Annotated in this window: 9 protein-coding genes; 3 read left to right on the forward strand and 6 right to left on the reverse strand. The window is 68.7% G+C overall.

The features are described from left to right. Nucleotides 1-22: 22 nt before the first annotated feature. Nucleotides 23-1231, forward strand: coding sequence for an NAD(P)/FAD-dependent oxidoreductase (locus G401_RS51000; RefSeq protein WP_051367782.1), 1209 nt, complete (start codon nucleotides 23-25; stop codon nucleotides 1229-1231). Between the two features lie 648 nt (nucleotides 1232-1879). Here the strand turns inward: G401_RS51000 and G401_RS0136915 are convergent. Beyond that, nucleotides 1880-2401, reverse strand: coding sequence for a hypothetical protein (locus G401_RS0136915; protein ID WP_027346440.1), 522 nt, complete (start codon nucleotides 2399-2401; stop codon nucleotides 1880-1882). A 123-nt stretch (nucleotides 2402-2524) separates the two neighbouring features. Next, nucleotides 2525-3361, reverse strand: coding sequence for a GNAT family N-acetyltransferase (locus G401_RS0136920; protein WP_034594236.1), 837 nt, complete (start codon nucleotides 3359-3361; stop codon nucleotides 2525-2527). 149 nt (nucleotides 3362-3510) lie between these two features. On the opposite strand from G401_RS0136920, the gene G401_RS0136925 reads away from it, so the two are divergent. Both G401_RS0136925 and G401_RS51005 read left to right on the forward strand, forming a co-directional pair. Beyond that, the gene (locus tag G401_RS0136925; RefSeq protein ID WP_027346442.1) at nucleotides 3511-4095 is read left to right on the forward strand and encodes a PadR family transcriptional regulator; all 585 of its coding nucleotides are present in this window, start codon (nucleotides 3511-3513) and stop codon (nucleotides 4093-4095) included. A 333-nt stretch (nucleotides 4096-4428) separates the two neighbouring features. Then, the gene (locus tag G401_RS51005; protein ID WP_051367783.1) at nucleotides 4429-5121 is read left to right on the forward strand and encodes an endonuclease domain-containing protein; all 693 of its coding nucleotides are present in this window, start codon (nucleotides 4429-4431) and stop codon (nucleotides 5119-5121) included. A gap of 104 nt (nucleotides 5122-5225) precedes the next feature. Here G401_RS51005 and ispG read toward each other — a convergent pair whose 3' ends face one another. The 4 genes from ispG to G401_RS0136950 form a co-directional block, all read right to left on the reverse strand. Then, a complete protein-coding gene (gene ispG / locus G401_RS0136935; RefSeq protein WP_027346443.1) occupies nucleotides 5226-6395 on the reverse strand; it encodes a flavodoxin-dependent (E)-4-hydroxy-3-methylbut-2-enyl-diphosphate synthase in 1170 nt (389 codons plus the stop codon). A gap of 11 nt (nucleotides 6396-6406) precedes the next feature. Continuing rightward, complete coding sequence (locus G401_RS0136940) at nucleotides 6407-7651, reverse strand: M50 family metallopeptidase (protein WP_027346444.1); 1245 nt, start codon at nucleotides 7649-7651, stop codon at nucleotides 6407-6409. Then, nucleotides 7651-8832 carry a 1-deoxy-D-xylulose-5-phosphate reductoisomerase gene (gene dxr, locus G401_RS0136945; RefSeq protein ID WP_027346445.1) on the reverse strand — a complete coding sequence of 394 codons (1182 nt, stop codon included), beginning with the start codon at nucleotides 8830-8832 and terminating at the stop codon, nucleotides 7651-7653. Before dxr ends, G401_RS0136940 begins: the two co-directional genes overlap by 1 nt. 1231 nt (nucleotides 8833-10063) lie before the next feature. Next, nucleotides 10064-10270: GNAT family N-acetyltransferase (locus tag G401_RS0136950; protein ID WP_027346446.1), on the reverse strand; the 207-nt coding region annotated here is incomplete at its 5' end.

The following is a 10270-nucleotide window of genomic DNA, read 5'->3' on the forward strand; positions in this document are numbered from 1 at the left end:
TCGCTTTGATAGATCTCTCTGGGTGACCACCGACACTCGGGCCGTTGTCATCGGCGGCGGCATCGTCGGCTGTTCCGTGGCCTACCATCTGGCGCGTCTCGGGTGGACGGACACGATCCTCGTCGAACAGCACGACCTCACCGACGGTACGACGTGGCACTCGGCCGGCTTCGTCACCGCACTGCGCGGCGTACCCGCCCATCGCAAGCTCGTCTCCTACTATCCGGCGCTGGCCCGGGTGCTGGCCGCCGAGACCGGACGGGACGCCGGCTGGCGCCCGGTCGGCGGGCTGCGCCTGGCGACCACCTCCGCCCGCGTCGACGAACTCCGCCGGCAGGCCCACGCGGCCGAGGACGCCGGGATCATGATGGAGCTGCGGACCGCCTCCTCGGCCGCGCCCCTGGCCCCGCTGCTCGACCTGGACGGCGTACAGGCGGCGGCCTGGCTGCCCGGCGACGGCTTCGTCCGCCCCAAGGACGCGTCGGCGACGCTTGCGGAAGCGGCCGGCGCCCTCGGCGTACAGGTGAAGAAGGGTGTGAAGGTCAGCGGGCTGAAGCTGAACGGGAAGAAGATCGCCGGTGTGACGACGAGCGAGGGCACGATCCACGCGGACACCGTCGTCCTCGCGACGGGCGCGGCAACCGCGAGCCTCGGCCACCTCGCCGGCGCGGCGGTGCCGGTGGTCCCGCTCAAGCACCAGTACGCGGTGACCGCGGCGTTCGATCCGGCGCTGGACCCCGACAAGCTGCCCACGGTCCGCGACCCGGACGCCAACCTCTACCTGCGCGGCGCCGGCGGCGGACTGATCATCGGCGGGTACGCGACGGTCCCCGAGCCCGCCTGGCCGACCGATGGATCGGCACCCCTGGCCGAGCCGCGCGCCCTGTTCAAGCCACAGTCCACTGAGGAACTGGCGGTCGCCGCGGCGGCCCGGGTGCCGGGCCTGCCGGACATCATCAAGATCGTCAACGGCCCGGAGGGCTTCACTCCCGACGGCGAACCGCTCATCGGCGCGACCGAGGTACCCGGCCTGTGGGTCGCGGCCGGCATGGGCCTGCACGGCCTCGGCCTGGCCGGCGGCGCGGGCAAGTGCCTCGCCGAGCTGATCACGGCCGGCCAGTCCGAGTGGGACATGCAGCCGTTCAACCCGCAGCGGTTCGGCCCTTTCGCGCACAACCGCCACTGGATCACGACCCGGGCGGTGGACGCCTTCCAGCGCACCTTCCGCTGACCCGCCACCTCCGCGCCCCAAGATCCGGTTTGGATCAGGTTTTCGCACGTAATCTTGGACCGCGATCGGGCTCTTCGCCGGCATGCATGGGTTGGTGGGCGACCGCGATGTGGAGAGATTCGCCCTGGTCGCCGAGGCGAATCACCTTGATCAAGTACCGCTATCACGGCGGGAGAGCGCTTCCCTGCCAGATACGCGGTACCTGATCAAGCCGATCCACAGCGGGCTGCCGTAATAGCGGTAAATGATCACCTCGCCGCCTCCCACTCGGCGCCCATATCGGACAGTCGCGACAAAGCCAGAACCAGCCAGGGCCGGATGGTGTCCCGACCTTCAAGGTGGTCGACGATCTTGCGCGAATGCCTCGAATTTCGTCCGACGCACCCGAAATGCCCGAACATTCGCGCAAGATCGTCGACCGTGACGGGCACAAGTCGGACAGTCGGGACAAAGGCCGGGCAGGGTGGGGTGAGGCCGGGCGGGGGCGGGGTGAAGCGGTGACCGAACCGCGGTGAACGATGCGTCGCCCCACTCACCTGGCAGTGGAGGCCCCCCGGGCCGGAACGGTCTCCCGCGCGAGGAGCGGAGGTGAGATCGACGAACCCGGGACATGAATCTGATCTTGAATCTGATCTTGAATCTGAGATTCTAGGCTCCGCCTTCGGGCTGGGCGGGGGCGGGCACCGACGCCGGCCCCTTCGTCGACACACTCGTGCCGAGCTTGTCCCAGAGCAGGCCGAACTGCCGCGCGACCGCGCTGACCACGGCCGGTACGACGGGGAGCACCCAGTCGTAGAACCAGCCGGTCGGGCTGAGGTTGATGATGAGGACCGCGGCGAGCGCGCTGCCCACACCCATCACGAGCCCGCGCCACGCGGCCTTGCCACTGTGGCCGATGGACGCCCGCCGGGCGGCCTTGTCACCCATGCCGGGGAAGCCGGAGAGCGCCTTGCCGTCGCGACGGCCGAGGTTGAAACCGGCCATCGCCAAGGTGACCGACGTTCCGGTCACCACCGCGGCGACGCTGTTGCGAGTGACCAACATGAGCAGGGCCGCCACCGCGGCTCCGACTCCCAGCGCCACCGCCGCGCGTACCCATTCTCGTTTCTCACCTGGGTACCAGTAGTACTTGACCGTGGTATCGGAGAGCTTCTTCTCGATCCGCCCCATCGGGCTCACACACCTCGAACATCAGTAACCCGCGTACCCGTTAATGGTTACTGAACGTAGTGGCTCATGTGCCCAAAGTCTTGGAAGATCTACGCCGGGCGCGGCGAGATGCTATGCGGCCGCCTAGAACAGGACCGTCGCCAGCTCGGCGACCTGCTGGAAGCCGCAGCTCGCGTACGCCCGGCGGGCCGGAACGTTGTAGTCGTTGACATACAGGCTCACCGTCGGGGCCACCCGCCGCAACGCGTCGTTGACGACGGCCGCCATCCCGGCGGTCGCGATCCCCTTGCCCCTCCACTGTGGATCGGTCCATACGCCCTGCACCTGGGCGGTGTGCCGGGTGACCACGGCGAGGTCGGCCTTGAACACGACCCTGTCATCGACGATCTTCGCGTACGCCCGACCGGCCCGGACCAGCTCAGCGACGCGATGACGGTAGCCGCGGCCACCGTCCAACGGGGAGACTCCGACCTCCTCCGTGTACATCGCGACCGACGCCGGGAACAGCAGGTCGATCTCGTCGGGGCGGATGAGGCGCACCGAGTCGTCGGCCGGGACCGGCGCCGGTTGCGTGGCGACCAGCAGCGGCTGGACGGCACGGACGTCCCTGGCCCGGCCCCATCGCGGCGACAGGCGCTCCCACAGGTCGATCACCTGGTCCCGCTGCCCCACGATCGACGTGCACGTACGCCCGAACCGCGAGAGCAGATCCGCGAACGCAGCCAGCGCCTCGGGGTCGGCCGCCACCGGCGTCAGCTGCGTACCGAGCCAGCAGACGGCCTCCAGCCGGTGCCGCGAGCCGTAGCCGTAGATGCGCCCGTCCGAGCGCCACCATCCCAGTCCCCGGGCCGCGATCCGCTCGGCGACCTGCGCGGAGACGTACGGGTCGGCGGACAGCAGCCGCTCGATCTCCGGCCGCTCGCCCTCGCCGAGCTGACGTACCGCCGATTTCGTGAGCACGCTCTCCAGCGTGCCAGAAGGGGACGATTCGCGCGACTGCCCTCCCGGCCGCAGTGGTGTCCTTTCTCTGTCGCGCATGCGGGTTGACGGCGATGCGTTACCGATATATCGTTAACGCATCGCCAATAGTTCAACGATAGGAGTACGAGATGTTGAGGCATCACCACCGGCACGATCACGGCGGGTTCGACCCGCGACAGTTCGCCTTCGGCCGCCCGCCGTTCCCCGGCTTCCCGGGCTTCGGCCCCGGCGGCGGAGGTCCCGGCTTCGGCGGCGGACGCGGACGCCACGGCGGCGGACGCGGCCGGCGAGGCAACGTCCGCGCGGCCATCCTGGGCCTGCTCCAGGAGCGCCCGATGCACGGCTACGAGATGATCTCCGAGCTCGAGTCGCGGACCGGCGGCGCCTGGCGCCCCTCCCCCGGCTCGGTCTACCCGACCCTCCAGCTGCTGGAGGACGAAGGACTCATCGAGGTCACCGCGGAAGGCGGCCGCAAGAGCTACACCCTCACCGACGCCGGCCGCCAGGCCGCCGAGGCCGAGACCGACCAGGCGCCGTGGCAGCAGTTCACGCCCGACGAGGTCAGCGAGGCGCAGGACTTCCGGGAAGCGAGCTTCGGCCTGCTCCAGGCGCTGCGTCAGGTCGGCATGACCGGCAACGACGAGCAGCGGGCTCGCGCGCTGGAAGTCCTCCAGGACGCCAAGCGCAAGATCTACGCCATCCTCGCCGAGTAACACCATGCCCACCCGGGCACCCGCTCCGGGCGCGCCCCTCGCGGCGCCCACCAGGCGCGTCGCTCACGGCGCCCCCTCTCTGCGACGATCTTGCGCGAAGATACCGGCATTTCCGGCATAAGCCACGGAAATTGAGGCATTCGCGCAAGATCGTCGCGCGTCTTGGGCCGCCGTGCGGCGGCGCGCGGGTGGCACGTCACGGGTGGAACGTCACGGGCGGCGCGCGGGCGGGCTCGTCTCGGGCGGGCGGCTTTGTCCACAAGGGGTGGTCGTCCACAGTTGCGGCCAGGGAAGGCAAGCGCGCTCCCGCTCCGCGCGGCAACCTCGGGCGGCATGACGTCCACGTTCCGCGAGCTCCGCGACGCCGGCCACAGCCGCCGCACGATCGCCGCGAGGCCGTATCACCGCCCGTGGCGAGGCGTCTACCTGCCCGATGACGACGAACTGACACGCGTACGCGCGCTGCTGCGGATCGTTCCCGAGAAGGCCGGGCTCGGCTATCACACCGCTGCCCGATGGCTCGGTTTCGGAGTGTTCCCTTCGGCTGAGATCCACATCGTGGTGCCGGCCGGAACCGCACATCCACGACTTGCCGGCGTACGCGTCCACGAGACAGCCGTCCCGGTCGCCTGGTCACCCGTCGAGGGAATCCGTCTCGAAGTCGAGCGGCACAAGGGTTTGCGGGGCGTCGCGCGTACCCGGGAGCTGGTGCCGCTGGCCGACGCGCGGGCGGAATGCGTACAGGAAAGCCATCTGCGGTTGTTGCTCGGAGACGGCCTGATGCGGATGCCCGCGCCGCAGGTGGCGGTGGGGCGTTACCGGATCGATCTCGCGTATGAGCGGGAGAAGATCGGGATCGAGTACGACGGGGTGAGCCACGCCGATCGGGAGACCATGCGCTACGACCGGCAGCGGATGAACACGCTGGCGGGGATGGGCTGGCGGATGCGCTACTTCACGGACCGGGACCTGTACGACGCCCCGAACCGGATCATCGCCACGATCCGCGCGCTCCTGACCCCCTGACGCAGGGCTTGACGATCTTGCGCGAATGTCTCGAATTCCGCGGCTTATGCCGGAAATGCCAGTACATTCGCGCAAGATCGTCGCAAAGAGGTGCCGCGAGTGGGTCAGTGGACGGTGACGATGGGGCCGGCCAGCTCGCGCAGCTCCTCGGGCAGTTCCACGCCCATCTGCACGGACAGCTTGAGCGCCTCTTCGACCAGCGTCTCCACGATCGCCGACTCGGGCACGGTCTTGATGACCTCGCCCTTGACGAAGATCTGGCCCTTGCCGTTGCCGGACGCCACGCCGAGGTCCGCCTCGCGCGCCTCGCCGGGTCCGTTGACGACGCAGCCCATGACGGCGACGCGCAGCGGGGCCGGGAAGCCTTCGAGCGCGGCGGTCACCTGGTCGGCGAGGGTGTAGACGTCGACCTGGGCACGCCCGCAGGACGGGCAGGACACGATCTCCAGCCCGCGCTCCTTGAGGCCGAGCGACTCCAGGATCGACAGGCCGACCTTGACCTCTTCGACCGGCGGGGCCGACAGCGACACCCGGATCGTGTCGCCGATGCCCTCGGCCAGCAGCGCGCCGAAGGCGACCGCCGACTTGATGGTGCCCTGGAACGCGGGGCCCGCCTCGGTCACGCCGAGGTGCAGCGGGTAGTCGCACTTCTCGGCCAGCTGCCGGTACGCCCGGATCATGACCACCGGGTCGTTGTGCTTGACACTGATCTTGATGTCCCGGAAGCCGTGCTCCTCGAACAACGAGCACTCCCACAGGGCGCTCTCGACGAGGGCCTCGGCGGTCGCCTTGCCGTACTTCTCCAGCAGCCGCTTGTCCAGGGACCCGGCGTTCACGCCGATCCGGATCGGGATGCCCGCGTCGGAGGCCGCCTTCGCGATCTCCTTCACCTTGTCGTCGAACTGCCGGATGTTGCCCGGGTTGACGCGTACGGCGGCGCAGCCCGCGTCGATGGCGGCGAAGACGTACTTCGGCTGGAAGTGGATGTCGGCGATGACCGGGATCTGCGACTTCTTCGCGATCGCCGGCAGCGCCTCGACGTCGTCCTGGCTCGGTACGGCCACCCGGACGATCTGGCAGCCGGACGTGGTGAGCTGGGCGATCTGTTGCAGGGTCGCGTTGACGTCGGCGGTCAGCGTCGTCGCCATGGACTGCACGCTGACCGGCGCGCCGCCGCCGACGGGTACCGAGCCCACCATGATCTGGCGGCTCTGGCGGCGCGGTGCGAGCGGCGGTGGAGGGGTGGCCGGCATACCGAGGTTGATCGCGGTCACGGTCTCGAGCCTCACTTATACAGGGTGATCGGATTCACGACGTCCGCGGTGACGGTCAGCAGGGTGAACGCACCGAAGATCAGGATGACTGCGTACGTCAGCGGCATGAGTTTGTAGTAGTCGACGCGACCAGGGTCGCGCCTGCCGAGACGAGCGTAGACCCATGACCTGGCCCGCTCGAACCAGGCGATCGCGATGTGACCGCCGTCGAGCGGGAGCAGCGGCAACAGGTTGAAGATTCCTACGAAGAAGTTTAGAGAAGCGGCAATCAGGAAGAAAGTCGCCCAAGAGCCGTATTCGACCGCTTCGCCGCTGATCCGGCTGGCGCCGACGACGCTCACCGGGCCGTTGGGGTCCCGCTCGCCGCCGCTGATCGCGCTGAACAGGCCGGGGATCTTCGCCGGCAGGTTCTTCAGCGAGGTCAGCACGCCCGAGAACGCCTGGCCGATCATCTTGCCCGCCTGCGGGAACGCCTCGGCCGCGGTGTACTCGACCTGCCTCGGCAGGGCCGGGTTGAAGCCCAGGCCGACACCGATGGCGCTGACAGTCGTCACCGCGCCGCCGTCGTCGTCGATCGGCGGGCGCTGGGCGGCCTGGGTCTTGACGGCGGTGGTGACCTGGTTGCCGTCGCGTACGTAGGTGATCGGGACGGTCTGGCCCGGCGGCAGCGAGCGCACGACGTTCACCAGGTCGGCGTAGTTCGTGATGGCGGTGTCACCCACCTTGACGATCTCGTCGCCGTCCTTGATCCCCGCCACGTACGCGGGCCCGTCCAGGCCGTTGCACTGCGTCTTCATGTCGGTGGGTACGCATTCGCCGACGCTGACGTAGGGGGCGGTGGTCGCGTACTGCGCCGGGGTGGCCATGTAGCCGGGGTTGTCGGGGTTGGGCATCGCGGCGTTGGCGGCGACGCCCCAGAAGATCAGGAACGCCAGGATGAAGTGGACGACCGAACCGGCCATCATCACGATCGTGCGCTTCCAGACCGGGAAGCGCCACATCGCACGCGGGTCGTCCGCGTCGTCCTCCTGCGGCGTCATTCCCGTGATCTTGACGAACCCGCCCAGCGGGATGCCCTTCACGCCGTATTCGGTCTCACCCTTGCGAAACGACCACAGGGTCGGGCCGAAGCCGACGAAGTAACGGGTCACCTTCATCCCGAACATCTTGGCCGTGCCCATGTGGCCGGCCTCGTGCAACGAGACGGAGACCAGGATGGCGAGGGCGCCCAGGACGATCCCGACGACGTTGAGCATCAAGCACCCTTCTCAGCGATCAGCTCGTTGGCGCGAGCGCGCGCCCACACCTCGGCGGTGAGCACGTCTTCGACGGTACCCGGTTCGGCGTAATCGGGCGCCCCGGCGAGCACCTCCGCGACCGTGTCCACGATCGCCAAGAATGGCAGGCGTCCCTGGGAGAAGGCTGCGACGCACTCCTCATTGGCGGCGTTGTAGATCGCCGGCCGGCACCTACCCGCCCGCCCGGCGGCCTTCGCCAGGTCCACGGCCGGGAACGCCTCCCGGTCCAGCGGCCGCAGTTCCCAGTTGTGCGCCTGCGTCCAGTCGACCGGCGCGGCGGCCGCGCGTACGCGGTGCGGCCAGTCGAGGGCCAGGGCGATCGGCAGGTGCATGTCCGGCGGGCTGGCCTGGGCGAGCGTCGAGCCGTCGACGAACTCGACGAGGCTGTGCAGCACCGACTGCGGGTGCACCATCACCTCGATGTCGTCGTACGCGACCCCGAACAGCTCGTGCGCCTCGATGACCTCCAGGCCCTTGTTGACCAGGGTGGCCGAGTTGATCGTGACGACCGGGCCCATGTCCCACGTGGGGTGCTTCAGGGCCTCCTCGACGGTCACGTTCTCCAGCTCGGAGCGCCGCCGGCCGCGGAAGGCGCCGCCGCTGGCCGTGAGGACGAGCCGGCGTACCTCCTCGCGGGCGCCGCCGAGCAGGCACTGGGCCAGCGCCGAATGCTCGCTGTCGACCGGCACGAGCTGGCCGGGCTTCGCGATCGCGCGGACGAGGGGGCCGCCGGCGACCAGCGACTCCTTGTTGGCCAGGGCCACGATCCGACCGGCCCGCACCGCGGCCAGCGTGGGCGCCAGGCCCAGCGAGCCGACCACCCCGTTCAGCACGACGTCACACGGCCACTCGGCCAGCTCGGTCATCGCCTGCGGACCGGCGAGGATCTTGGGAATCTTGAAACCGCCCTGCGCGTACCCCCGCTTGGCCGCCTCCGCGTAGAAGGCGAGCTGGAGGTCCTGCACGGCGCTCGCCTTGGCGACGCCTACCGCCTCGACCTCCAGCGCCAGGGCCTGCGCGGCGAGCAGCTCGACGTTGCCGCCGCCCGCGCCGATCGCGACCACCCGGAACCGGTCGGGGTTGGCGCGGACGATGTCGATGGCCTGCGTCCCGATGGACCCGGTCGAACCGAGCAGCACGATGCCCCGAGGGTTGCTCACCCTCATAACTTACTGTGCCGTTTTACAAGATCAAATTCAAGATTCAAGATCAGATTCATGTCCCGGGTTCGTCGATCTCACCTCCGCTCCTCGCGCGGGAGACCGTTCCGCCCCTATCGCTGCGCTCCGGGGACTCCACTGCCAGGTGAGTGCGGCGACGCATCGTCCACCGCGGTTCGGTCACCGCTTCACCCCACCCCCACCCCGCCCCGCCCGGCCTTTGTCCCGACTGTCCGACTTGTGCCCATCGCGGCCGACGATCTTGCGCGAATGTCCGGGCATTTCGGGTGCATCGGACGAAATTCGAGGCATTCACGCAAGATCGTCGACCACCTTGAAGGTCGGGGCCACCGTCCGGCTCTGGCTGGTTCTGGCTTTGTCGTGACTGTCCGATATGGGTGCTGGGCGGCGGTCAGTGGGGTGATCATTTACGGCCGTGGTGCCGAAACGTCCACCCGGCGCATGATCGTTTACGGTTCTGGAGCGCGTTGACCGGCTTCTGCTACACCTGACGCGTAATTGATCATGCAGATCGGGCTGGATTTACACCTCAGCCGTAAACGATCAAGGAACCAGTGCGCCGTGTCCGCCTGACGGAAGATCGTTCCCGCATCCCGGACGTTGACTGTCGGCAGGACGGCTTGGACGCGATCCACAGCGACTGAGATGTTGAAACGCACCTCTCGCCCAAGATCTACAGCGATGGGGATGCAAGAAGTCGGCCTTACCTACATCCCGGCCGTATTGGATCGAGGGGACGGGGTCGAAACCTACATCCCCACCGCGAACGATCACCACCCAGCCGCCCAGCCGCCCAGCCGCCCAGCCGATCCGCCCAGCCGGCCACAGCGGACAGTCGCGACAAAGCCCAGACCGGCCAGGGCCCCGATCTTCCCTGCGGTCGACGATCTTGCGCGAATGTTCGGGCATTCCGGGTACACCGGACGAAATTCGGGGCATTCGCGCAAGATCGTCGAGCATCTCGGGTGCACGCCGGGCAATCGCCGACCATCTCGGGGCACAAGTCGGACAGTCGCGACAAAGGCTCGGGGGTGAAGGGTGAAGCGGCGACCGGACCGCGGTGAAGGATGCTTCGCCCCGGAAACCTGGCAGTGGAGTCCCCGGAGCGCAGCGATAGGGGCGGAACGGTCTCCCGCGGGAGGAGCGGAGGTGAGATCGACGAACCCGGGACATGAATGTGATCTTGAAGTTATCGCAAGACGTAGCACTCTGCTTCGCGGTCGTACCAGCGGTCGGTGCGGCCCAGGTAGGACATGCCCAGCCGGCGCATGACGGCGAGCGACGGATCGTTGCCGGGCCAGGCGATCGCGAAGATCTCGGTGAGGCCGTAGGAGTCGGCGAGTTGGAGGGCGCCGCGGGCGGCTTCGGTGGCGTAGCCGCGGTGCCAGGAGTCGGG

It is taken from the genome of Hamadaea tsunoensis DSM 44101 (assembly GCF_000428945.1).
Classification (GTDB): Bacteria; Actinomycetota; Actinomycetes; order Mycobacteriales; family Micromonosporaceae; genus Hamadaea; species Hamadaea tsunoensis.

Bases quoted from the DNA above. Each gene is read 5' to 3' on its own strand.
- G401_RS0136915 (WP_027346440.1), bottom strand. From the start codon at position 2,401: ATGGGGCGGATCGAGAAGAAGCTCTCCGATACCACGGTCAAGTACTAC.
- G401_RS51005 (WP_051367783.1), top strand. From the start codon at position 4,429: ATGACGTCCACGTTCCGCGAGCTCCGCGACGCCGGCCACAGCCGCCGC.
- G401_RS0136925 (WP_027346442.1), top strand. From the start codon at position 3,511: ATGTTGAGGCATCACCACCGGCACGATCACGGCGGGTTCGACCCGCGA.
- G401_RS0136940 (WP_027346444.1), bottom strand. From the start codon at position 7,651: ATGCTCAACGTCGTCGGGATCGTCCTGGGCGCCCTCGCCATCCTGGTC.